Source organism: Zunongwangia sp. L-65 (assembly GCF_056859415.1).
Genome location: NZ_JBSXOK010000064.1, coordinates 216,068 through 242,190, shown reverse-complemented (window position 1 = coordinate 242,190; position 26,123 = coordinate 216,068). Strand labels below are relative to the sequence as shown.

18 protein-coding genes and 1 pseudogene are annotated in these 26,123 nt (G+C 35.6%); 9 read left to right on the top strand and 10 right to left on the bottom strand.

What is annotated here, in order from left to right:
- Positions 1 to 3: 3 nt before the first annotated feature.
- Positions 4 to 2,316 (bottom strand): translocation and assembly module lipoprotein TamL, encoded by a 2,313-nt coding sequence (tamL, locus tag AC13DP_RS12610; protein ID WP_272957658.1) that lies wholly within the window; start codon positions 2,314 to 2,316, stop codon positions 4 to 6.
- The gene (locus tag AC13DP_RS12605) at positions 2,313 to 7,325 is read right to left on the bottom strand and encodes a translocation/assembly module TamB domain-containing protein (protein ID WP_272957659.1); all 5,013 of its coding nucleotides are present in this window, start codon (positions 7,323 to 7,325) and stop codon (positions 2,313 to 2,315) included. Before AC13DP_RS12605 ends, tamL begins: the two co-directional genes overlap by 4 nt.
- A 433-nt stretch (positions 7,326 to 7,758) precedes the next feature.
- Here AC13DP_RS12605 and AC13DP_RS12600 point away from each other — a divergent pair, with 433 nt between their 5' ends.
- The gene (locus AC13DP_RS12600) at positions 7,759 to 8,595 is read left to right on the top strand and encodes an OmpA/MotB family protein (RefSeq protein ID WP_041579940.1); all 837 of its coding nucleotides are present in this window, start codon (positions 7,759 to 7,761) and stop codon (positions 8,593 to 8,595) included.
- 399 nt (positions 8,596 to 8,994) lie between these two features.
- Positions 8,995 to 9,723, top strand: coding sequence for a hypothetical protein (locus AC13DP_RS12595; protein ID WP_483067899.1), 729 nt, complete (start codon positions 8,995 to 8,997; stop codon positions 9,721 to 9,723).
- Positions 9,724 to 9,803: 80 nt separating this feature from the next.
- On the opposite strand, the gene AC13DP_RS12590 is transcribed toward AC13DP_RS12595, so the two are convergent.
- From AC13DP_RS12590 to epsC, 3 genes are all read right to left on the bottom strand, one after another.
- The gene (locus AC13DP_RS12590) at positions 9,804 to 11,318 is read right to left on the bottom strand and encodes a DEAD/DEAH box helicase (RefSeq protein ID WP_228250169.1); all 1,515 of its coding nucleotides are present in this window, start codon (positions 11,316 to 11,318) and stop codon (positions 9,804 to 9,806) included.
- A gap of 95 nt (positions 11,319 to 11,413) precedes the next feature.
- On the bottom strand, positions 11,414 to 12,301 hold the full coding sequence (gene cysM, locus AC13DP_RS12585) for a cysteine synthase CysM (RefSeq protein WP_273299554.1): 888 nt from the start codon (positions 12,299 to 12,301) through the stop codon (positions 11,414 to 11,416).
- Entirely contained in the window at positions 12,294 to 13,088 is a 795-nt protein-coding gene (gene epsC, locus AC13DP_RS12580) for a serine O-acetyltransferase EpsC (protein ID WP_272957540.1), read from the bottom strand. The genes cysM and epsC overlap by 8 nt, the downstream gene beginning before the upstream one ends.
- 190 nt (positions 13,089 to 13,278) lie before the next feature.
- Here epsC and AC13DP_RS12575 point away from each other — a divergent pair.
- The 6 genes and pseudogenes from AC13DP_RS12575 (at position 13,279) to AC13DP_RS12550 (ending at position 21,063) form a co-directional block, all read left to right on the top strand.
- Positions 13,279 to 15,106: pseudogene (locus AC13DP_RS12575) on the top strand (Xaa-Pro dipeptidyl-peptidase).
- A gap of 153 nt (positions 15,107 to 15,259) precedes the next feature.
- Positions 15,260 to 17,131, top strand: coding sequence for a DUF4139 domain-containing protein (locus tag AC13DP_RS12570; protein ID WP_483067898.1), 1,872 nt, complete (start codon positions 15,260 to 15,262; stop codon positions 17,129 to 17,131).
- A 225-nt stretch (positions 17,132 to 17,356) separates the two neighbouring features.
- Positions 17,357 to 18,127 carry an RDD family protein gene (locus AC13DP_RS12565; protein ID WP_483067897.1) on the top strand — a complete coding sequence of 257 codons (771 nt, stop codon included), beginning with the start codon at positions 17,357 to 17,359 and terminating at the stop codon, positions 18,125 to 18,127.
- A gap of 3 nt (positions 18,128 to 18,130) precedes the next feature.
- Positions 18,131 to 18,715, top strand: coding sequence for a GrpB family protein (locus AC13DP_RS12560; RefSeq protein WP_483067896.1), 585 nt, complete (start codon positions 18,131 to 18,133; stop codon positions 18,713 to 18,715).
- Positions 18,716 to 18,801: 86 nt separating this feature from the next.
- Complete coding sequence (locus tag AC13DP_RS12555; protein WP_483067895.1) at positions 18,802 to 20,208, top strand: amidohydrolase family protein; 1,407 nt, start codon at positions 18,802 to 18,804, stop codon at positions 20,206 to 20,208.
- Positions 20,209 to 20,418: 210 nt separating this feature from the next.
- Entirely contained in the window at positions 20,419 to 21,063 is a 645-nt protein-coding gene (locus tag AC13DP_RS12550; RefSeq protein ID WP_483067894.1) for a helix-turn-helix domain-containing protein, read from the top strand.
- A 66-nt stretch (positions 21,064 to 21,129) separates the two neighbouring features.
- On the opposite strand, the gene AC13DP_RS12545 is transcribed toward AC13DP_RS12550, so the two are convergent.
- The 4 genes from AC13DP_RS12545 to AC13DP_RS12530 are packed head-to-tail and all read right to left on the bottom strand — an operon-like array spanning position 21,130 to position 23,257.
- Positions 21,130 to 21,756, bottom strand: coding sequence for a DUF4252 domain-containing protein (locus AC13DP_RS12545; protein WP_013071495.1), 627 nt, complete (start codon positions 21,754 to 21,756; stop codon positions 21,130 to 21,132).
- Positions 21,757 to 21,761: 5 nt separating this feature from the next.
- Positions 21,762 to 22,292 (bottom strand): DUF4252 domain-containing protein, encoded by a 531-nt coding sequence (locus AC13DP_RS12540; protein WP_041578826.1) that lies wholly within the window; start codon positions 22,290 to 22,292, stop codon positions 21,762 to 21,764.
- Positions 22,293 to 22,299: 7 nt separating this feature from the next.
- A complete protein-coding gene (locus tag AC13DP_RS12535; protein ID WP_228250160.1) occupies positions 22,300 to 22,761 on the bottom strand; it encodes a hypothetical protein in 462 nt (153 codons plus the stop codon).
- Positions 22,748 to 23,257 carry an RNA polymerase sigma factor gene (locus AC13DP_RS12530; RefSeq protein ID WP_228250159.1) on the bottom strand — a complete coding sequence of 170 codons (510 nt, stop codon included), beginning with the start codon at positions 23,255 to 23,257 and terminating at the stop codon, positions 22,748 to 22,750. The genes AC13DP_RS12535 and AC13DP_RS12530 overlap by 14 nt, the downstream gene beginning before the upstream one ends.
- A gap of 142 nt (positions 23,258 to 23,399) precedes the next feature.
- Between AC13DP_RS12530 and AC13DP_RS12525 the strand changes: the two genes are divergently transcribed.
- On the top strand, positions 23,400 to 24,857 hold the full coding sequence (locus tag AC13DP_RS12525) for a S41 family peptidase (RefSeq protein WP_483067893.1): 1,458 nt from the start codon (positions 23,400 to 23,402) through the stop codon (positions 24,855 to 24,857).
- 169 nt (positions 24,858 to 25,026) lie between these two features.
- Here AC13DP_RS12525 and AC13DP_RS12520 read toward each other — a convergent pair whose 3' ends face one another.
- On the bottom strand, positions 25,027 to 26,118 hold the full coding sequence (locus AC13DP_RS12520) for a YncE family protein (protein WP_483067892.1): 1,092 nt from the start codon (positions 26,116 to 26,118) through the stop codon (positions 25,027 to 25,029).
- Positions 26,119 to 26,123: the final 5 nt, after the last annotated feature.

Sequence of the window (26,123 nt, the reverse complement as noted above, 5' to 3'; positions counted from 1 at the left end):
TTTCTAAAATGGATATCCAATCGCGAAATTAAAAATAGGACTGCCAAAATCATATGTCCAGCGTTCTCCTTGCGGTAAAGATGGATCGTGCATTGGTGCCGCAAGATCAAAACGAATCACAAATCCCTGAATGTCCACACGTACACCTACTCCGGTACCAATTCCCAGTTCGTTCATGAAATTAGAACTGAACTTTCCTCCCGGTAAGCTATCTTCTTCAGTAGAAGTCCATACATTACCTGCGTCGGCAAAAACAGCACCATTCACATAAGGAGGGAAAAGCGGGAAGCGATATTCGATATTGGCTTCCAATCGAATATTCCCGGCACGGTCAAAATAATCGGTATTCATCAGATCAGGATCATCCTCTTCTTCCGGTACGTTATCGGGATTATAGGTTCCCGGCCCTAGTTGTCGAATTCTAAATGCTCGTACACTATATGGCCCCCCAGAAAAATATTGCTTGGTAAACGGCATAATCTTCGAATTCCCGTAAGGCATTCCATAGCCGGCAAAAAGCCGGGTAGCCAATTTTTTACCTCCGCCCAGGTTTAAGTGATATCTAAAATCAACATCGGCCTTCGCATATTGCGCATATTCTAAATTAAAAACAGTTTGCGGATCTTCCTCAGAATTACCACTAATCAAATCCAACAAATTTCCGGCAATATCCAAATTAGTATTAACAAAAAACTGATGGGTATCGTTTTGATCCACCATTCCGTTATACGTAAAACTGTATAATGATCCTACAATAAACTGCTGATTAAAACTGCTTTGTAAATAGGAGTTCTTTTTCAAGATATCCTCGAACTCAGGAGTAGTATTGATTAAATCTACATAGGTTATAGCTACAGGATCAAAAGAATGGGTTACATAACGATTAGCATTCCAGATGTAGCCAAAAGTCGCAGAAGCAGATCCCAAAGCAAAAAGCTGACTACGTCTTAAGTAATCGGCATTTAAACTGATTTTTGTTTTTGGTATATCATATTCAAAAAAGTCTTCGTTAAACTGCCATGGAAATAATAATCGGGGAAAAATCAGATCACTCCCAAGTCCCAGCTGAATACTGTTTAAACCGGTATTATTACCACTCGCCACCTGAACTTCGTAACCAAGCCTGGCCTGAATATTTAAAATCTCACCTCCTTTAAATAAATTTCTGTTGGTTAAAGAAACGGCTAGACTTGGCCCCGCGAAATTATTAGATTTTGTTACGCCCTGTAACTCGGCCCTGATCGCTCGCTTGTTTAATGGAGATAAATAAATATTAGCCTCTAACGCACCTACACTGTCATTGGCTAAAGTATCAACTTCCTGATAATCGATATTGATAAATTTATAAGCACCAATAGATCCTAAACGTCTACTGGTCGCCCTGGAAATATCGGGACTATAATAGTCGCCTTCTTCAATCAAAACAAATGGGTCTAAACGTTTTGGTAAAAAAAATATACTATCCTGCTCCTGAAGAAAATTTTTATTATTAAAACGTACTTTATCTTTCTCTAAAGAATCCCGCTTTATACCGCTATTGGGATAAATATTTACTTTTGAAATTTTATAAGGAATTATAGCTTTCTCTGGTACATCTTTTTTTACTTTTAAGTAAAGATCAAAACGTTTATTGTCGTATTGATTAGTATCTGCCTGAAAAAGCAAAAATCCTGAATTAAAATTATAGTAGCCTTTTTCTTTAAGTGCTCTATCTAAGCGTTCCCGCTCATTTTTCATATTAGCCAGATCAAAGCGCATATCTTTAAAGAACTTGCTTTCTTCTACCATGGGTTTTATGTCGTCATAAATAAAGAGACTATCTTCTACCAGCTGATATTTTTCCATTTTATAAGGTGTGGTTACCCCTACATCGTAAGCAGCCGTTGCCGTCTTTTTTTTATCATTAGTGTTTACATCTGCACTCACCCTGCTATAAAAAAAACCTCGATTTTCTAACCTGTTTATGATTAAATCCTGCGTATTGCCAATTTCCACGTCACTTAAATAAACTGGCTCTTCACCTATTTTTTTATTTAAAAATTTGTTGATGAAACCGGGTTTTTCCCGTTGAGCTTTGTAATAAAAATATAAACCGGGATAGGCCCCTAAAAATTTAGAATTTGGTTTAGGAACAAGTACATTCTGAAGTTCTAACTTTATATTATCCAAATCTTCTATAGAAGTGGTATCGGGTATTAACGTAATATCCGCACCCCGATAAAGATATTCGTCTTCAGGAATATATTTATCTACGCTACAGGCATTAATCAAACCTAAAGCACATAAAAATATAATGCTGTAATTTCTTATTTTCATTCTTCCTCTTCTTCTTTTCTGGCTGGTTGGTCTTCTTGCTCTTCAGACTTCAAAAAGTTCTTCCACAGTTCTCGATATTCGTTAAATTCCCTTGTAAATATAAGTGCAATACCACTAACGATAAGTTGACCGTCGATAACATTTTCAAATTGATTTCTTCGGAATCCCCTAAGCCTAAATCTTCCGTCTTCTGTAAGCAGATATTCTAAACTCACATTACCAATCAACGGATTGGTTTCCTGCCTTCCGCTATTACTGCCTTCAATATTTACCTGACTTCCTACGCTAACGATCAATCGATCATCAAAAAGTTTCTTTTGGGCGCTCACATTAAGATCTGTTCGCTGTTGCGGGCCATTATCGCCCTGGTAATCGGTATAACTATCTACTCCAAAATTAAGTGAGACACCTGTATCCCCCAGCAATTTTTCAGAAAACATGTTTAACTGATCTGATAGCGCCTGACTAATGTTTTCCCGTGCAATAGCCATCGTCCCGCCATTACTACCATCAGTACCTGCATCTGGATAAAACCTGTTTAGTACCAGTAAACTGAATACCTGTTTATTTAATTGATTTTCCTGACTGTTTAATTGCTGTACCCTGCCGTAAACCTGGCCTCCAATAGCTCCTTGTGAATCTTTTGGCATATCTAAGCCAAAACTTAGTTGAGGTTGCATTAATTCTCCATCTACGTTTAGATACACCATAAATGGTAATTCCTGTCTATACCTGTCCCGATCATTATCGCTACGACCGGAAACACCGGCAGCCATAAGGGCATAAGCTGAAGTTTCTACTTTATAAATCGCCCTTACATCTAAAGTAGCATCAAAAGGGTCTCCACTCCAACTTACCGAGCTACCATCGGCAATTTCAAATCTACGGCTTACCAAGTTATAAAGACTCATTTCATAATGACCATCGGTAATAGTATATTTTCCGCTAAGTGTTGTTCGACCATTTGGAGAAATACCAAAACGTAAATCTCCATTTCCCTGAATTTGAAGATTATCGTTTGTTTGTTCGTTTAGAATGACATTAATAATCGCTTCCTCACTAATTTGTAATTCAGCATTGATATCGTAACCACTAAAAACGTAAGATTGCTCTTCGGTTTGGGTAAGAATATTATCTGGGTCTTCTTTATTTACAAAAACTACGATCCCTTCTCTTTCCTGCATTTGCAATTCGGTTTCAGGAACTACATAAGTTACATCGGTATTTTCACCCACTTCAAGTTTAAGCTTTAGTTTGGGTAAGTTGAGGTCGCCTTTTAAAGTTGCCTGTGCATCAAAACTCGCTGTTCCGTAAAACAGGTCGTTATCCTCTTCGGTAGAGTTAAGAACATTAAAGTCGTTTGCTTCAAAACTAAGATCGAAGGTTGGATTAATAAAACTCTCGGTGCCTAACTCGCCATCAACCACAAAAGAATTGCCTTTGGTATCGCCTATCTTGAAATCATTAAAATAAACGCCATTATTATCCAAATCTAGGGTTTCATTTTTAAAAACAAAGGGGGCATTAAGCATCGAAACCGTAAATTGAGCATCATTGAAATTTAGTTTCCCGGAATATTCAGGATTTGCAACCGTACCATTTAGTTTTATATTTCCATTAAAAGAACCTTTACCTTCTTCTAATGCACCAAATGAAAAACCTGTTACCGCTGCCATTTCTACTTTATTAAGATCAAGGTTCATATCCAGATTTGCGGTAGAATCTGCCGCTTTATAATTACCTGTCAAGTCCATATCTACCGCCCCTTCTTTCATTGCCATTTCAAAACGGTATTTTTCAGATCCTTTTGCAATTCCGCGGAGTGATAATTTTCCAAGATCTACACCCATCGATTCCAGCTGTTCAATATTTAAATCTGCCAAAATACCCGTTTTACCAAAAGGCTCTACGAGCGCAAAACGGCCATTCATATTTCCTTTTGCCAATTTTACTTCTGGATTAAGGAAGTTTAAAAAGGCAGCCAATTTAAAGTTATCAAAAAGCAAGGTGATATTGTCTAAATTTCGCTCATTTTGCTGATTTACCAGTTCCATAGATTGGTTTTCCCTCGAAATCCTGAAATTTTCGAACTCAATAGATTTACCGTCATATAAAAGCACATTACTTTCCTTTACCTGCCACAAATTTTTATTTAGGATTAGTTTTTCATTACTAATCTCGTATCTAAATGTATCGTCGTTTTTTGACAATTTTGAAGATACATTGACCAGGGTATCCTCGTCGTACACCGAATTAAAGTTTAAATTGAGTATGCGGTTGGCAAGGTTAGCTTTTAACTGCGTTTTCTTTAATTCCAACGGGCCTGCACTAATCGAATTAAAACCAAAGCTAAAGTCAAGATCCTTACGGTCTGATTGTACAGTAATTCCCAGACTATCGATTGCTGCACCATAATAGTGGGCAAATGGTACCTTAACATCTGCATTTAATTTATGCTGTTTTTCGTTAAAATCTACATCGATCTTAACGGTATCCAATTCCTCTAAATTTACCAGTAGAACTTCGTTAAGAATTGGTGCCTGACTTATAGTTCCTTTTAAATACAAATTTACCGGATTTTCGACCGTATCGGTTAAGTCGTCTTCGGTAAGATAATTTTGATAATGTCTTTGTAATGCCTGACTAAATTCTACCGGACTTGCATTAGACTGCAGGTTTAGATCCAGCATTTTATTTTTCACCTTTACAGAAGTCGTATCTGGAGTCACAAAAGCCGATGCATTCAGGTTTCCTAATAAATAGGTTTGGTTATCATAAACCGCCACACCTTCTTTAATCTCGGCAGAAGCTTTATACGTTTCGCTATTTCCTTTAAAATTGCCACGCATTTTAAATCCGGTTCGTATATTCCTGTTTACAATCCCCAGTGCGGCCAGATCTGCCCCAGCAAGATCCAGGTTTACAGTAACCTCTGGCGAAACTGAATCTAAAACCACATTTGCTAATAAATCAGCATCCAGATTATCATCCCTGTAACTGCTTTTCACATCACCACTACCATCGTTAATATCACCGGTAATTTTCAAATCTGTTATGGGATAATCATTGTAGCTAAAATGACTAATATTGGTTTCTAGTTGCGCATCTAGCGTATTCATTGTATTACCACTTCCCTTTGCCTTTAAGTTAAGGCTTAATTTGCCTAAAGCAGGATTTTGTAATAATTCTCCCAGGCTTAGACTATCTACTTTTACATCTGCCTGGAAAGCGATTTCCTGAGTATTTTGAAAATTCCCTTTGGCCATAATGTCCCCAAGGCTTGATTTTAAAGTGGCATCTGCTTCAAGATCACTTGGAGTTCCCGCCAGGTTCCCGGATAAAGCAAGGGTTTTAGGTAAATAAATTCCCATCTGCTTTTCGTCAACAAAATAATTAAGATCAGATTTTGTAGAATTAAGTCTAAAACGCGGAATATTAAAATAAATATGATCGGGATCTGTCGCATTTCGAATTTGACCGTTCAAGGCTACATTTGTTTGACTCCCCCAAGAAATATTTGCTGAAGGGATACGAATATCAGAAAGTTCACCTTTTGCACTTAAACTTCCGGTAAGCAATTTACGGCTTAATGCCTTTAAATATTGATTTTGTTGAAGCGAGGGCTGAAACCTGAAAACTTCATTAATATCTAACTGAATTTCAGAAAGGCTGGCCTCTAAACTCGTCTTTTCAGGTTCTTCTATAAAACGTTCTAAGGAAGCATAGTTTAATTTTAAATCTCCCTGAAGCTGATTGTTATTTAGAGAGAAAATGAGATTTTTCACATTTAAAGCAGAATTATCCAACGTAATTTCCGTGGAAAATTCGCGAAGATCCAATCCTGAGGCTTCCTGAAAACTAACCTGATTAATATCGGCATTCAGCTTGTGATCGGCTAGGGCTATATTTCCTGTTTTAAGTCGAAGATTTCTAAACTTTAAAGCGTTTGGGTTAAATTGACGTTGTTCTATTTTAGCACTATCTACAATGTAAGCAATATTATTCTGCGCTAAATCGATACGTTTAACGTTAATTTTCCAGGCCGGCCAAACAAAACCTGTAGTATCATTTTTAATCGAATCCTGAGGCTGCGATTGCGCCGTTTTGGTTTGCATTCTTAATAAGACATTCGATCTTTTTAAACTTATATTATTAAATTGAATTTCGTAATTGCCAAGATCCATTTTGGGCATTTCTGCGATAAATTCAGGAATATGGACATCGGCCAGTATTCCGCCTGGCTCAGACTGGTATTTGGCATTTACATTATTTAAATTTAAACGATCTACCACCACCAAAGGCATAGGAGTTTCTGTATCTTCACCTGGCGGTAAGGTTTTTAGTTGCCGGTAAACGATCATGGTATTGCTTAGGGAGGCATCTGCGACCTCAAATTGCATATTTTTAAGGTCTGTTTTTCGCATAGCCACATCGAGTTCTCCCAGTTTTAACTGTGCTTCCATTCCGGCTACCTGATCGTTATAATTCAGGATAATATTTTGAAGGTTCACATCCCCAATACTAATATCCATTGAAGAAGAGGTGGTATCCTGCACTTTTGTTTGCTGGGTATTTGTAGTGTCCGAAGCGGCGAAAGCATCAACTAAAAACTGAAAATTATAACCCGAAATAGAATCTTCACGGTAGATATTAGCTTTAAGCCCTTTAAGATCCAGATCATTTACTCCAAAACCACTACCTTTAATAATGGGCCAAATGGGAATATTTGCCTCCAGATTGTGAGCATAAACCAAGGTATCCCCTTTTTTATCTTCCAAATAAAGTCCTTCTAAACTTATAGCTCCGCCAAAAGTGATAAATAAGCGATCGATTTCGACTTCCGTATTGGTTTTGTTTTGTATGGTAGAGACTACTTTATTTACAATAATGTTTTGTCCCCATGGACTTCTGATAAAAAGGATAAGTAATACGAAGAAAATAAGGATACCGGCTAAGATCCTTAGCGTAATCCTCAAAGCTTTTCTAAGTTTTGGATGCTTCTTACTCAAATTTATGGTATGTCTTAATTATTGGCGAAAAATGCGTCTGCAATTAACTACTAAGAAGGCATATTTTAATCGATATTCTTATAATCTTCTGTTAAAATTAAAATAACCCCATCTGTGGAACAAATTCTACACAAGTTTAGAAATTTTCATCACTTTATTTTTTATGGATAGACAATTTATAAAAATAAAAATTTTCTATAAACAACAGTAAGAGCCTAATAAACAAAGGACTTACAGACTAATTAAACTATAGGAACAAAAATTTGGGCAAGTTTTTGAAGGCTCAGAAAGCTAAATGTGAAAAAAGTTTAATAACGCGTTAAATATGCTTAAAACTAAATTATCTAATAAAATTCTGCGTTGTTTTAGGCCATTGTTTGACGGAAACGTTGGGCGTTTTATTAAACTATTAACTACTTAAATAATGATAAAAATGAGAAGAAGTTTAGCTGTAACAGTTTTTTCAACGGCCCTATTGGCCTCATGTGTTTCTAAAAAGAAATATGTAGCATTAGAGGGTGAGCTTGACAATACCAAAAGTACCCTTCAAAAAACCAGAGTAGAAAAAGAAGAAATTGAAGAAAAATATGCTGCCATCGAAGCACGAGTTGCAGATTACAATGCGAAAATTAACTCGCTTAGATCATCTAACGATGAAAAATTAGAAATGAATGATGTAACTGCTATGTCTAATAAGACGAAAGATCGCATGAGAAAAACCATTGCTAAAATGGATGCATCTGAGCTTGAAGGGGTAGAAACATTAGAGGATTCTATTAACGCGGCCATTTCTTATAATCTTAAAAATGAGATTACGGAAGGTAAGGACGGTGACGATGTAGATATCACCGTAGATAAAACAGTAGTGATGATTAATGTATCAGATAAATTATTATTTAGAAGCGGTAGCTACAGGTTATCGAATGATGCACAACCACTACTTAAAAAGCTTGCTGAAGTAATTAATAGCGAACCCTCTATGGAGGTTATGGTAGAAGGTCATACCGATAATCGTACAATGGTTGAAGATTCATGGTTAGAAGATAACTGGGACCTTAGTGTACGACGAGCAACAGCCGTTGTTAGACAATTACAGGACAAGTATGATGTAGACGGAGCTAAACTTATCGCTGCCGGTAGAAGTAGCTATTCCCCATTAGTTGAAAACACTTCTAAAGACAATATGGCCAAGAATAGAAGAACAAGAATTGTTGTTATACCTAATCTTGATAAATTCTTTGCAATGTTAGATTCTGAAGGAGAAATATAACAAAGCCCTTAAAGTACTTAAAAAGGCGGAACCTTGGGTTTCGCCTTTTTCTTTTAAAAAAAATTAATAGCACCAATCTACAGTATGAATTAGATTTTTTTACAGTTTTAAGTACGCCCATTCCTCCTATAAGAATAAAAAAGTACGGTAAAAATTATTGCGATTATCTAGTAATTCCAAGAGTATAGGCTCATCCCATTCTTCCAAATCACTCCATTGAACAGCTGAGATTGAATTTCGCCTCAGCGAAAAAAGAATGTAAAATGAGGTCTTCTTTTTAGCCATTGGAAATTTATCATTGTTTCTAATGATAAAATTAGTCATTCAATAAATTGCTCTTCTTAAACGTTATGCCTTCACTATCAATCTCAAAATATTCTGGCAAATTAGGTTAGGTTAATGAAATATCTTTTTTGGTTATTTATCATTTATAGCAGTGTTGCAAATGCGCAAAAAATAAGCGGATATGTTTATAATAGCGAGGGAATCGTTCCTAATTTTAAAGTAGAAAATAAATCGAAAGGTTTTTTTGTGGAAACAAACCAGGATGGTAAGTTTTCAATTTCTGCCAGTTTAGGGGACAGCATTCGTTTTTCGTCTATCAATTATGACACCTACATTTTTATCGTAAAGAAAAAGCATTTTGAAGAAACCGTAGTGGTCGAATTAAAAACAAATAGTCTGGAAGAAGTAAAACTTACTAACGGTAAAATTTTTAAGACCCCGGTAGCGCAATTGGATGATCAATTACTTAAAGGGATACAAAATGATATTACTAAAAACCCGATTTCATACAGGCCTGGCAATGGCAACTTACTTGAAGTACCTCGTTATCTCGCCCGACTTTTATTCCCAAAGAAAAAGAAAGAGCAAATAAACACTAAAGCAACCTATCCATTAAGATTTGAACATTTTGAAGCCATTTTTAAAAGCGACGAGCTTTTCAATACAGAATTCTTAACGAATGAACTTTTGATTCCAAAAAAATACCATAACATGTTCTTTAATTATCTGCAGACGAAAAATTATACTTCAGCACTTTTGGAAGAAAATCAAACTTTAGACTTTATTGAAAGATTAAAGGAATCTGCCAGAGAATACCGGGAAGAAGTACTCTCTAAGCAATAGGTAACAGCTTTAATCAAGAGTATTAAAAAATAAAAATCCCTCGCAAAACGAGGGATTTTATTGATTTTATATAAAACTGATTAAAATTCTTTATTAATCGCCATTCTTAATTTTCTGGAATAATCTTCTTCTAACCAGTCGCGGTAATTCTTAGTACTTTTAGAAATACAATACGAATATTGCTTAATTCTGGAAGAAATATCATCCTTTAATTCTTTTGCTAAAATCCGGGCGTCGAATACATCTTCACTATTCTCCACACACATTTTCACATGTTGCTCCATAGACCATTCCAATACCGCCTTCGATTTAAGTCCGCGTTTTATAACATCGTCATAGGCTGCTTCAACATCAAAATCGACACTATCAGAATTTGCGAATTGCTGGCGTAGTTCCGGTGGCATTTCATACTTAAACTCACGCTCAATTTCCTCATCACTCAATAGATTTTCAAAATAGAAATCTGGCGAACGGAAAATCTGTTTCCAGTCTACCGGTGCGCTCCAGTGTCCAAAACGTGCCATATTATTACCAAGATCGATCACGTTAAACTCCTTTTTACCTGGTAAAACACGTGATCCACGACCAATCATCTGGAAATACAGCGTTAGGGATTTTGTCGCGCGATTAAGAATAATGGTATCTACCGTTGGCTCATCAAAACCGGTCGTTAAGATACTTACCGAAGTTACAATAGCATCTGGCGTATGTTTAAACCACTTTAAAATCTCTTTACGGTCTTGTTTGCTGGTGGTATTATCAAGATGTCGAATATTATACCCGGCCTGTTTAAAGGTATAATAAACTTCTACTGAAGTATTAATACCATTATTAAAGATAAGAGTTTTCTTTCCTTTAGAGCGCTCTAAATAAGCATTTAAAAGCTTCTCCTGCATAGACATATTCGTGTACAACTCTTCCGAAGATTTTACGGTATAATCTCCGTTCATACCCACTTTTAAAGCTGATAGTCCTACATTATAGCTATAAATATTTGCACGCGCTAAAAAGCCTTTCTCTATTAACGAAGAAATAGAATCACCAACGATCAATTCGCGGTAATTATCCTTCATTGGTAATTTAATATTGGAACTAAGCGGAGTTGCCGTTACACCAAGGATAAAACACTTTTCAAAAAACTTAAATAGTTTTCTAAAACTGTTGTAATGTGCCTCATCGATAATTACCATCCCAATATCTTCAAGATCTAGTTTATCATCATGAAGACGGTTATTTAAAGTCTCTACCATTGCTACAAAACACATGTAGTCATGTTGATCTGGTAGTTCTTTTACTTTACTATTTATAATTTTATTCTTAACCCCAAAATCGGTAAGCATTTTATTGGTTTGCTTACAAAGCTCGATCCGGTGTGTTAGGATAAGCACTTTCTTTTCGGTACGCTGAATATATTCCCTTACGATTTCAGAAAAGATTACCGTTTTCCCTCCACCAGTAGGTAACTGATATAAAAGATTATAGTGCTCTGGATGTTCATCTATAACACTAAAAATCTTATCTATATCATTCTGCTGGTAGCCATAAAGTTGCTTATCTACCTTCTTCTCGCTAATTCCTAAATCTGAAACTTCCATATACCCTGTTTTAATCTGCAATTTTGCAAAAATAGCGCATTTTTCAGGTTTATAGAAATTATATGCCCAGAAATCGAGATTTGGTGCATAATTCTTTAATCTTCAAACAAATCTGAAGAAAGATAACGGTCGCCACGATCGCAAATAATGCTTATAATCACTCCTTCTTCTAAAGAATTACATAATTTTATTGCGGCGGCTGTGGCCCCCCCACTACTCATTCCAGCAAAAATCCCTTCTTCTTTTGCCAGGCGTTTAGTCATTTCCCGGGCTTCGGTTTCACTAACCTCGATCACCTGATCTACTTTAGATTCATCAAATATTTTGGGAAGATAGGCTTTGGGCCATTTTCTGATTCCTGGAATACTGGAATTATCCGTAGGTTGCACCCCAACAATCTGAATATTTTTATTTTGCTCTTTTAAATAGGTTGAAGTTCCCATAATAGTGCCTGTAGTTCCCATGCTCGAAACAAAATGAGTCACTTTATGATTGGTATCTTTCCAAATTTCTGGACCTGTAGTTTTGTAATGCGCTTTCCAGTTATCCTCATTACTAAACTGATTAAACATAAAATAGCCTTCGTTTTCAACTTTAGCTTCTGCATAATCCCTACTACCTTCAATACCATCCTTAGCACTGGTTAAAGTTACTTTTGCTCCATATGCCCGCATGGTTTGCACCCGTTCTTTGGTGGCGTTTTCTGGCATCACCAATTCGATATCCAGTTTAAACATCGAAGCAATCATTGCCAAAGCAATTCCTGTATTCCCGCTGGTTGCTTCAATCAATTTAGTATTTTCGTTAATTTCTCCTCGATCCAGTGCACTTTTGATCATATTATAAGCTGCACGATCCTTTACACTACCGCCCGGATTTTGTCCTTCTAGCTTAAAATATAATTTTACTTTCGGATTTTCAACCAGCGTTCTGGCTTCGACTAAAGGTGTATTTCCTATTAATCTAAATATTGATTTACTCATGTTGAGCTGTATTTTTAATATTAATTTGCGGTGTATGTGAAACCATGGAATTTGCAGGAACAGATTTGGTTAACCAAACATTCCCTCCTATAACGCTATTCGCACCAATTACCGTTTCACCACCAAGAATAGTGGCGTTGGCATATATGGTCACATTATCTTCAATGGTTGGATGACGTTTTAATTTGCGCAGATTTCGATCTACATATAAAGCTCCCAGGGTTACTCCCTGATAAATTTTTACATTGTCATTAATAATCGCAGTTTCCCCAATGACTACTCCGGTTGCATGGTCAATAAAAAAGGGCACGCCAATTTTGGCACCGGGATTAATATCCGTTCCTGTTAAGTTATGCGCACACTCGGTCATTAATCTGGGTACCAGCGGTAACCCAAACTGGTAAAACTCGTGACTTAACCTATAAATGGCGATGGCAAAAAAACCGGGATAAGAGAGACAAACTTCTTCAACCGAATTTGCAGCAGGATCATTTTCCGCAATAGCACGTGCATCTGCATTTAATTTTTGAAGAATTTCCGGGAGTTTTTCTATATACTCTTCCCAAATATTTCTACAAGGCGTATTAGGTTTCCAACAAACAAGATCTGCAAGTGTTTCAAATTCCTGTCCTAATTTCTTAATGTTTTCCTCTACTTCAGTATCTTCATCAAATAAAGTGTAGAACAAATGTTTGGTAAAAGCTTCTGTTCTTTCTTTAATTTCAAACTTAAGATTCGGTAATTTTTTATTGTTTTTTATCTCTTTAATTACAGTATCCAGATTCATTTTTGTCTCACAATTTTACTTCAAAAATAATGATTAAGATTGCAATAGTCGAGCGAATATCTTAAAGCTTTCAGTATTCCCTATCGGAATTGTTGGTTTAAGCTTATATATTAAAAATAACATAAAGAGCTAAATGGTTATATTTATAAAAATTAATTCATCAAAAACCTCAAATAATTAGCTTAGTAAAATGATTAAAAAACACATCGCTTTTTTCTGGATAGCCTCCTTGATCACTAGCTTATCGCTGGCGCAGGAAAAAGTAAAACCGATTTTTAAAGACGGAGAAGCCCAAATCGTACCAGAATTTGAAGATGGTTCTAAATGGATTCGACATGACCTTTGGGTGGAAACAGAATTTGATACCGATGGCGATGGAAAACCAGACCGTATGCACGTAGATGTAACTCGTCCAATGCAAACCGAAACTGAAGGCTTAAAACTTCCTGTTATTTATGAATCAAGCCCATACTATGCCGGTACAGCAGGTTTTGCTGAAGGTATTTTTTGGGATGTAAACCATGAACTTGGGGAAGCTCCAAAAGAACGTGTACACCCTGAAGTGGTAAGACGTGGCGAACGCCCAATCATCTCTAATTCGCAAATCGAAACCTGGGTACCACGTGGCTATATCGTGGTGCATTCGTCTTCTCCAGGTACCGGACTTTCTGATGGTTCGCCTACTGTTGGGGGGGGATAACGAATCCCTGGCCCCAAAAGCAGTAATCGATTGGTTAAATGGCCGCGCAAAAGGCTATACCGAGCGTACCGGAAATGAAGAAGTAAAAGCTTACTGGTCTACCGGTAAAGTTGGAATGACCGGCACTTCTTATAACGGAACCATCCCACTTGCTGCCGCTACAACCGGAGTTGAAGGATTAGAAGCTATAATTCCTGTGGCACCTAATACTTCCTATTATCATTATTATCGCTCTAACGGCCTTGTACGGTCTCCCGGCGGCTATCTTGGTGAAGACATCGATGTACTTTATGATTTTATTCATAGTGGTGATGAATCAAAAAGAGCCTACAGTAACAAAACTGTTCGTGATACCGAAATGAGAAATAACCTGGATAGAATTACCGGTGATTATAACGATTTTTGGGCTGGTCGTGATTATTTAAATGATATGAAACCCATGAAAGCGGCTTTGCTCATGTCTCACGGATTTAATGATTGGAATGTAATGCCAGAACATAGCTACCGTATCTATAAAAGAGCAGAAGAAATGGGCCTTCCTACCCAAATCTATTACCATCAAAACGGTCACGGCGGGCCACCACCTCTAAGTATGATGAATCGTTGGTTTACACATTTTTTATTTGGTATCGACAATGGGGTTGAAGGCGATCCCAAAGCATGGATTGTTAGGGAAAATGATGATCGTCTGGAACCCACCCCTTATGCTAACTATCCTAATCCAGAAGCTAAAAATGTTACTTTGTACTTAAGCAAAGGGGCTCCTAAAACCGGCGGACTTAGCCTCGAAAAACAAAATAATCAAGGCAAAGAAACACTAATTGATAATTATTCATTTAGTGGTGAAACGCTGGCACAGGCTGAATATACAGATCACCGTTTACTTTTTGTGACGCCTCCTTTAAAAGAAAATATTCATCTTTCAGGAATTTCAACAATAAAAATAAAACTAGCGAGCAGCAAACCAGCAGCAAACCTTTCGGTTTGGATGGTTTCTTTACCATGGACAGAAGGTCGAAATTCAAAGATCACAGACAATATTATTACCAGAGGCTGGGCAGATCCTCAAAATTATAAATCGATTACAGAAAGTGAGTCTTTAAAACCGGGGAAATTTTACGAAATGAGTTTCGACTTAATTCCAGATGATCAAATCATTCCAAAAGGACAGCAAATTGGGCTAATGATTTTTTCTAGTGACAAGGACTACACATTGCATCCGGAACCGGGAACAGAACTTACAATAGACTTGGATGAAACCTACATAAGTATTCCTGTTGTTGGTGGTGAAGCAGCTTTAAAGACTGCTTTAGAATAATCTATATTCATAGTATACAGTATACAAAATGGCCGGAAAGATTCCGGCTATTTTTTTGAGCAGTACTTAACGTGTATCCAAAAAAATGTTTTAACCAGAACAGTTAGCCTTTGCTTATTTTATTATCTTAGATAGGTCAATATAATCATACTTATGAAAATCATCCATCTTTTATTTATAGCTTTTCTGGCTATTCCACTTACCGCACAAAATAATAACGAAAAAGAAATCAGCACTGACGTTAGTGGAGTAACCGTATTCCTGGAAGGCGCCCAGGTGGTACGACATAAAAATGTGACTGTTAATAGTGGAATTTCTATTCTAAAATTTACCAACCTCTCCCCCTTTATTGATGCTAAAAGCGTTCAGGTTAAGGCTGAAGGAAACATCACTGTACTTTCTGTAAATCATCAACAAAACTTTTTGAACGAATTAAAGAAATCTACAGAATTACAAAATATGGAAAACAAGATCACTGATATAAACCGGCAATTGGAAATGGAGAATACCTATTTGTCCATTATTCGCGAACAAATCGCTTTTCTTCAGGACAACCGTGATATTGGTGGTAAAAGTGAACAGGTTAATATTTCTAATTTGCAACAGGCATCTGAATTCTACGGAAAAAAATTAACCGAGCTTAAATTGAATGAAATTGAACGCGTTAGAACTATTGAAAAATTAGTTAAAGAAAAGACCAGGATTGAAAATCAAATAAATACAATTAGTAGTAAAAAAGAATATCCCAACGGTGAAATTTTGGTGAAAATCGATGCAAAACAAAATACCTCTTTCCCTATAGAACTTAGTTATCTGGTGGGAAATGCAGGTTGGTTTCCGTCTTACGACATCAGAGCTAAAAACATAAACGAACCTATCAATCTGGTTTATAAAGCCAATGTAAAACAGGACACAAAAGTGGATTGGAAAAATGTAAAACTTAAATTTTCTTCGGCCAATCCTAATACTTCAGGAATGGCTCCAAAATTAAAAACCTATTATATAGATTATAACACGCTACCTCCTGTTTATAACCTCTCAAACAATATAGTTAGTGGTAAAGTTGTAGATAGAGATGGAACTCCTATACCTGGTGTAAATGTTATGGTTAAAGGAACTACCATTGGCACCGTAACCGATTTTGATGGTTACTACTCTATAACTATACCTAATGAGGAAAGCAGATTAAGTTTTACATTTGTTGGTTTCGAAACTCAGGAGATTCCAGCAAATAGCCGTACCATAAATGTGGTATTACATGAAGATGTAAACTCGTTGGACGAAGTGGTTGTAGTAGGATACGGAGCTAAAAATGGAAATGTAAGTCGAGCTTTGGCAGGAAAAGTTGCTGGCGTTTCTATAGGTTCCAGGAAGAAAAACGAAAGTATTCCTGTTCCTAATGTTCAAAAAGAAAATCAAACCACGGTAGATTTTGAAATTGAAATACCCTATACCGTAAATTCAGACAACAAAAATTATGTGGTTGAAATGACAAATTACGAGTTACCGGCACAATACCAGTATTACGCAGTTCCTAAAATTCAAAAAGATGCCTTCTTAATTGCACATATTAATAACTGGGAACAATATAATCTTCTGGAAGGTGAAGCCAATATTTTTTTTGAAGGCACCTACATCGGGAAATCTTTAATGGATGTAAGATATATTACCGATACGCTAAAAGTTTCTTTAGGTATTGATAAAAAAGTATCTGTAAACCGCCAAAAAATCAAGGACTTTACCGAAAAACAATTTATTGGGAATAAAAAAATAGAAATTAGAGAATGGGAGATTTCAGTAAAAAATAATAAGACAGAATCCATAAACATGATCGTACTAGATCAGGTTCCCGTGGCGACTTCAGAGGATATTTCTATCTCGACTGAAAACCTTTCGAACGGAAATCTTAATGAAGAAAATGGTGAAGTGCAATGGAATTTTAGTCTGGAGCCTAAACAGGAAATTAAATTCAATTTAAAATATACTGCAAAATATGCTAAAGGTAAAACCCTTATTCTAGAATGATTTTAAAAGCCTCTTTGATACCTCCTTGTCCCAATTAGGTGATCTCTTAAACCTGGCAAACGCATCAGATCAAATAGCAATTACCAAAATAAAGAGAATAACCGTCTAATAAATAAAGAATACAGAATCCAGCATGATAAGCATGTAGAATTCAAATCATGAAAGTATAGAAACTGGTATCGCTATTGAATAAAAACAGACTATTTTCGTGTTAAAATTAACCACATGCTTCCTACATCAGCAGATTTTAAATTAGCGAGTAGAAAACGTCGATTTGCAGCCTTTGTTATTGATCATTTCCTTTTCACTTTTGTTTTAGTTTCGATTATTTTTTTAGTGATAGGCACCGGTTTCACTAACGAAAAACAAACCCTTAAATTGGCAATTTCAATAATAACAAGCGGCTCTATAGGAATACTTATTTATCTTTCAAAAGATAGTATAAGAGGAACCAGCCCGGGTAAATGGATGATGGGAATTACTGTTAAAAGCGAACACGATCACAGCAAAACTCCAGCCTATTACAAGCTATTTTTGCGGAACATTTTTTTACTTATTTGGCCGGTAGAAGCAATCATATTAGCCACTAACGACGAAAAAAGAAGATTAGGGGACAAAGCTGCGAAAGCGGTTGTAATTCAGCACAATAAAAAACCTAAATTGCTGGCTATAATTGCCATTATCCTCACTTTTTTTATTTCGTTCTTTGCATTTATTCTTTTGTTTAAAGCCGCAGTGCTAAAAAACTCTGATTCTTATAATATTTCTATTGCCGAAATTGAACAAAATTCATCTATAATTGAAGAAACAGGCGGAATTGAAGATTACGGAATGTTTCCCGGCGGGACGATAAGAACGCAAAATGGTGCTGGAGAAGCGCAGCTAAAAATCACTGTTTTAGGCAAAGAACACGATCTAAAAGTAAACGTAAACCTTACTAAATCGCCCGAAGAAGACTGGAAAATCATCAATCTAGAATATTATCCTAAAGATTAAATCATGAAATCATCGATCTACGAATTTACCCGAGAAGATTGGAATACCTTATACCCTATTCATCTGGAAGATCATAATCCAGCCTGGAAAACTATTTTCGAAAAAGAAAAGAAGCTTATTTTATCGAATATCGACTCAAAATATCTTCAAAAAATTGAGCATTTTGGCAGCTCCTCTATTCCCGGAATAAAATCTAAGCCATATATCGATATTTTCATCACTATTCCTTCAGAATATTTATTTGATATAGCACTAATAAAGGATTTTGAAAATTTAGGGTATTTTCATTTTGAGGTTCCCGCCCGTGAAGATATTGAAGCCTACAGTTCTTTTGCCAAAGGCTATCGTGCAGACGGTAAAAAGGAGCAGATTTTCCATATACATATGTGTCCCTCGTCCAATACCATGTGCGAGCAATTAGGCTTTAGAGATTATTTAATCGCCAATCCTAAGAAGGCCGAAGCTTATGAAAAATTAAAAATTGAGCTTGCCAACAAGTTTAAAAATGATCGAGGCGCCTATGTTTTAGGTAAAACCGAATTTAACAAAAAGATCATTAAGCTTTGGAAAGCTTCTAAAAGCAGTTAATTTCATTTTTGCTATTTTTAGGAGATGAAAGCGCGATACTGCGACTTTACAAGAACAAAGCAAATGTCTAATCATAACTTTTTCGTTTGAAAAAAAGGCTTCTCTTACTGCTCACATTAGCTATTTTAAGCTGCAAAAATACACCAGAGCCCCTGGATAAAGATTCAGATTTCGATCTTGCAATTACTAATATTGGAATCATCGATCTGGAAAAAGGTGATCTTTTACAAAACAAAACTGTATTTATAAAAAATGATCTTATTTCTGCAATAAGTGATAGCCAAAGTAATACCTCAACAGCTACTCAGGTTATTGACGGTACTGGTAAATTTCTTTTGCCCGGTTTTTGGGATAATCACGTACATTTTAGAGGAGGTGATTCGCTAATTTCAGCAAATAAAAATTTTCTTGCTTTATTTTTAGCCAATGGCATAACAACCCTTAGGGAATGTGGTGGAGATATGACCAGTACGATATTAGACTGGCAGCAAAAAATCGCTAATAAACAACTTGCCGGACCAACAATTTATACATCTGGACCAAAATTAGATGGTAAAAATGCACGTTGGGAGGGGTCGCTGGAAATTGCGTCGGAAGAAGATATTGCCCCTGCCCTTGATTCTTTACAGCTTTTAGAAACCGATTTTGTAAAATTATATGATAGTAAATTTACTGGTGAATTATATCTAAAAACAATTAAAGCCGCCGAAAAACGTAAACTTATAAGTAGCGGCCATATGCCTTTTAGCGTAACTTTAGAGGAAACCACAGCAGCGGGAATGGACGGTATCGAGCATCTTTATTATGTTTTAAAAGCATGTTCTGCAGAAGAAGACGCCATTACTAAAGATATCATTGCAGGTAAAACAAGTTTTTGGGCATCTTTAGACCGTGTAATGCACACGTATAATAAAGAAAGTGCGAAAACCGCCTTTGCTACTTTAAAATCACGTGATGTATATGTAATTCCTACCTTGCATATTAACCACACCCTTAGCTATCTTGATGAAGAAAATCATGATAAGGACGAATATTTGTATTACATGGGTGACGGAATCACCAAGACCTATGAAGGCCGAATTAAAAGCGCCCTAAATGCAAGTGATGCTGTTGTGAAAACCAGAAAACAATTGGATTCAGCTTTTGTGAGTCTAGTGAAAAATCTTCAAGATAACAAGGTTAAACTTCTTGCAGGATCAGATTGCGGAGCGTTCAATTCTTATGTTTATCCGGGAATTTCATTGCACCGAGAACTAAAAGCTTTGGTAAAGGCCGGGCTTAGTCCTTTGCAAGCTTTACAAACTTCAGCATTAAATGGAGCAAAATTTTTGAAGAAAGAAAACATAGGGTCGATCAAAGAAAATTACAAAGCAGATCTGGTGATCTTAAATGCTAATCCGTTAGAGAATATCGACGAAACAAAGAATATCAATTTGGTCATTAAAAACGGAAAAGTTTTTAAATCTTTAGAGCAATTAAAAACTACCCCTTAAAATTAAGCACCGAAGCTCATCCTATCTCGAAGGTTCCAATAGTATACGACCATATTATCAAAAATGACTAAAATAAACCGTTTGTCATTCATATTACATAAAATTGGCAGTAAGTTGTCGTTAATATGACCAGCGGTTTCGTGATTTTGACTGGTAAATTTGTAAACAGATAATCGAATTAAAATTTAATCAATCAAAAATCGAACAATTATGGAAAATCAAAATTTATCAAACCGTATTAAAAATTTTAGAATCCTAAAAGGCTTTTCTCAGGAAGCACTGGCAGAACATTCGGGTTTAATTGTACGTACTATACAGCGAATGGAAAACAATGACCGTATACCAAATGCAGACTCCCTAAAAAAAGTAGCAGAGGCTTTAGGAATTTCCATTGAGGAACTTTCTAAGAATACCAAATCTCTTAGCGATTTACAATATCTTAAAGCACTAAACCTTTCTGCTTTATCATCGCTAATTTTTGCTTTATGGTTGGGAACTACATCTCCAATCGTTCTTATTTGTAGTTGCTTTATCCCTGCTATCATGTGGGTTTGGAAGAAAGATCAAATCGAGGGAATAGATAGGCTCTCAAAAACGATTATAAATATTCAGCTTACGTGGACTATTATTGCTTTTGCAATACCATTATTTATTAATATGATTTTTATTCCGTTTATATTACAACCAATGATTCAAATGCTAAATATAGCTATTGAAAATTTAAGAGATATCAATAATAATTATATTTGGAGCGGAATAATCTTCTTAAATGTATTCCTTGTATTAATAAATACGTTTAGAGTTCATTCCAAAAAAAAGCTAAGGCATATTATAAAGATCAATTTTATAAGATAAGAAAATTAAAAAAGGGAGTGCCTAAGCATTCCCTTTTTTGTTTCAACTTAATTAAATTACAACAAACTAATTTTCTGTTGATATCGTATCAACTTCAACATCTACAGAGATACCTGATCGCACTTTCGTCGAGTCTGTAGTTACTTTAATATTGCCAGAGTCTCCTCCCATCATTTCGGCAAAACCTTTTAAACCTTCTACATTAACATCTTCGCCATCCAGAGACTTTATAAGCTCCATAATTTTTTGAGGATTCATATCCTTTCCTAAAATTCTGGCGACTCCCATTCCCCGTTCGCGATCATATCCAAAGGCTACAATTTCATCTATGGCATCTTCTTCACCGGTAAAGTAAAGTGCCGCCTTTCTATCATTACTACCAAATTTCATTAGTAACTGATATTCATCATTACTAAGAATTTCTTCTAATTCGGCTTTTTCCGCATCAAAAGAGTCATTTTCACCATTTAAAGGATAAGCCAGTACATTTATTTTACGAACGCTCTCTAAAGTTTTTCGCTGCTCTGGTTCTAAATTATCTGATTTAGCAAAAAGACTGGTAGGAATATCTAAAGAAATAAACTTGCTATCTTCCTGATTTTCTACATAATATTGCTGTAAAGTCTTTTCATTATTACAGGCTAATATCAAAAGACTTACTGCTATAAAACTGAGGGTTTTGATGATTCTCATAATTCTTAGTTTTTAGATTTTGCATTTTTTAATTGATCTGCTCCTGGTACATTAAGATCTGATGTTAATTTGGATAACTGCGTAAGATCGATTTTCCCGGTAATCCTTAAGATTACAGAAATTGGTTCTCCTTCTTCGTCACCATCCATAAACATTAATAGCTCTTTTACGATATCATCATTTTTTCCATCTGACTTCGAGTAAAATTTAATGTTTTTTCCAGAGTCCTTAATTCGCATTAATTCGTCTAATGAACCTTTATTTAGGTAAGCTTCAAAATCTTTAGCCATTTGACTTCTTATAGAAGAGGTGTTTGTTTTGTACAATCGTATCTCGCTAAGATTTTCGATCATATCCATATATTTTTTAGCTTCAGGATCACCTTCGCTAAGATCTACTTTAGATAACATTTTAAACATCTTACTGGTCATTACCATCGCATCGACGTTTTTCATGTTTTCATATTTGGCAAAATCCTGCGATTGTGCCAAAAACGGGGCCATAAAAAGGGCTATGATTATTACTATTCGTTTCATTTTTTTGTTATTTGTTGTTGATTATCTTTTGTGTGGGGTTACTAAACTCTTTTAAATATTTTAAATCTTCTTTTCCTTCATTCATTAATTTTGAAATCATCTGAAGGGTTTGCTTTGTTTGCTGATATGCCATTTCTTCCTGAGTTAACTGGCCTAAATCTTCCGAATTTAAATCAGCGTCCTGATTTTTAAAGAAAAATATACTGAAGATCAAAGCGATCATCGCTGCTGCGTACATCCAGGATTGTGGTTTCAGCTTTGTTTTTCGCTTTTTTGATTTCAATTGCGGGATGACCTCTGAAGTTTCCTTTCTGCTAAAAGCTGAAAAACTAAACATAATCTGATAGGCCTTATGCCGCCCGGCCACCTGGCCGCTATTAAAGTACTCCTGTAGCTCCTGCTCTTCTGTAAGGCTGGTTTCCGCAGCATCATATTTTTTTAAAAGCAGGTCTATTCTATCCAATTCCATAGCTGTGTTGTTTAATAAGACTTTCTTTAATTTTTTTTCTTGCACGGGAAAGTGCTACTCGCACCGCCGTATTTTTCATATTCATGATTTTACAAATCTCTTCAAATTCGTACTGCTCTACATCTCTTAACTGAAAAATGGCCTGCTGTTGCTCGGGTAGTGTTTTTAAAATTTCGTTAATCCACTGCATTTCATCTTTCAGTTCTAGTTGTCGTTGCCCAGAAATTTCGTTATTATCATAATTTGTATGTACAATCCTAAGATTATTGTTTTGCTTCAGCTTTAATTGATCGTAACAATAATTCTTGGTAACCGTCATTGCAAACGCTTCTACGTTGGCATAATCATTGATTTTATCACTTTGTTTCCAAAGTTTTATGATTACATCCTGAGTGGCATCCTGTGCCGCTTCTTTAGAGGTAAGCAATCTTAGCGCCAAACGATAAATTTTATCCTTAAAAGGGTTGATAATATTTAAGAATGTTTGTTCTTTCATTTGATTGATGGTTGTTTTTTTTTACTACCCTTTCATCATTACGACGAACCACAATTTATTTTGTTACAAAACTTTTTTAATTTATTTGTTTTGTACCTATTTTAGCTTTTTTTAACAATAACTTTAAATGAAACGCATGAAAATGAAAAGATTATTACTATTCACATTCCTTTGTGGTAGTTTGATGACGTCCTGTTCTGAAGATATGGATGATGTTGTAGATGATGGGGTACTTACAGATCCTGACAATGTGGAAATTGAAGACTTCATTTATCGTGGGATGGACGAAATCTATCTTTACAAGTCGGATATCCCAGAATTGGCTGATGATTATTTTGATACTGAACAAGATTATTATGCATATCTGGCAGATTGGGATACGCCGGCAAATTTATTTTATCAAGGTCTGGTAGCCTCTCAGGATCGCTTTAGTTTTATTACTGATGATTATATTGCTCTAGAAAATAGCTTTAGCGGTATTTCGCAGACCACTGGTGTGGATTACAGGTTATATCGCTTCTCTAATTCTAATGATATATTTGGAATCGTAAGATATATCATTCCCGGAAGTAATGCAGAGGGAACCGCAATAAAAAGAGGGGATCTTTTTACCGAAATCAATGGCGAAACATTAACTGTTAGTAATTATGCTTCCCTGCTAGCCAGTCCATCAGTTACTTTTTCTTTAGCTGAAATTAATGATAATACCGTTACGAATACTGGTGAAGAGGTTACCATAGCAAACAGTGAAATTACAGAGAACCCTGTACTTATACAGGATGTTCTTGAAGTAGAAAGTTTAAAAATAGGTTATCTAATGTATAATAGTTTTGTAGCCGATTTTGATATTCAACTAAATGACGCTTTTGCCTATTTTGCTGCTGAAAATATCGATGAACTTATATTAGATTTAAGGTATAATGGTGGAGGTCGTGTTTCTTCTGCTACCGCTATGGCGAGTATGATCACTGGTTCTTATACCGGAGAAATCTTTGCCAAAAAGCAATGGAATGAAGATTATCAGAATTACTTTCTGGCCAATGAACCAGATGAGTTGTTTAATTACTTTGTAGATAAAATTCAAGGTGGAACAGATATAAATAAATTAAATCTTTCCAGCTTATATGTTATAGGTACTTCCAGTACGGCATCGGCCAGTGAATTGGTTATAAATGGATTAAAACCTTATATTGATGTGTATTTAATAGGTAATACAACTACCGGTAAATCGCAGGCTTCAGTAACACTTTACGATAGCCCCAACTTTGGTAGAACAAATGCAAATCCTGATCACAAATATGCGATACAACCTTTGGTATATGAATCTGTAAATGCAAATGATATTGTTGTGCCTTACGACGGAATTGAGCCAGATGTAGAAATAGAAGAATCACTTTCTAACTATGGTGTTTTAGGAGATCCTTCTGAGCCTATGCTGGCTGCGGCGATCAATGCCATAACAGGAAAAACTTCTAAAATACAAACCAGGACAATTCAAAAAGAATTTAATTACCAGGAGTTTGCAGAGAGCGCATCTTTAAAACCAAATTACAAAAGAATGTATATCGATGAATTACCTAGCTTAAACTTAGGAAATTAAAAATACCTTCTTTTTTAAAAATTAAAAGCCCCGGAAATCCGGGGCTTTTTCATAGGTGATAGTATCTTCTCAGCTTTCGCTAATTATAGATACTATTTTAAAACGAAAACTATTTCTTCTAATTTTATATAGGATATTAAAGTTTTCTAAATATTGGGTACAAAAAAGGTTACTTATTAAAATAGAAGCTGTTTGGTCCAACACCTACATTAAATTCTTTCACGAATTCTCCGGTGGTCGTATAAATTTCTACAGTTCCGGCAGAGGCAAAATCTCCACCATCTGATGTATAGATATAACCATCGTCTACTTTGAATCCGTACATTTTTCCGTAAGCTGAAGTGCTTTCATATGAGAATAATGGGGATTCTGGCGATTCTAGATCACCTTCAGTAATAGTATAAACAGAAGTTCCAGAAGTAAAATAAATTATTCCATCTTCAATATCAAGATTATTAGTGGATCCAATATTACTTAGATCTGTTTTAGTTAATTCTTCCCCAGTACTCAAATTTAAAGTATAAAGATTCTGATTCGACAATGCATAGATTACGTTATCAATGATTTCTATAGAAGTTAAACCTTCGGTTTCATCTTCATCATTTACAAAAAGCTCATATGTATCTTCAAATGCATTTGTTTCAGGATTAAATACTAGAATACTGTTCCCTAATCCAAACGCCGCGTTTTCAACATAAATTAAACCATCTTTTTCGAATACTTGTCCTAAGACTTTACCAGCTTGTATAGTTTTTTCTACTTCCAGAGTTTCCAAATCAATAACAGTTAAAAAATCATCTGTAGTATATCCATCTCCCCAAGTCAAATTACGATTGGCCACATAAGCTTTACCATTATAAGCGACACCAAACATAGGTACTGTTAGACCGCTATCAACAATTCCTTTGTATTCAAATGTATAGCGATCTACAGCAGTAATCAGATTGGACCCGTTAGAAATTATATAAGCCGTATCCCCATCAAAAAATATGGATTGAACATAATTACCCAAGTCCATTTCTTCGTTTACGGTTTCAAAAATATCATTTTCTACAGCTGTAAAATCCCAATCTAAAAAAGATACAGTTCCTGCTGCCTGTGATCCTTCATTTAAGATAATTACGCCTTCTTTATATGGAAAGGATTCAGGAGTTTCTACCTCATTTCCATTGTCTATAATATTATCATCATCACTGCTACACGAGCTAAAAAATAAAGAAGCTGAAATCGCTCCTAAAAATAAAAATTTGTTCATTTTCATGGGTT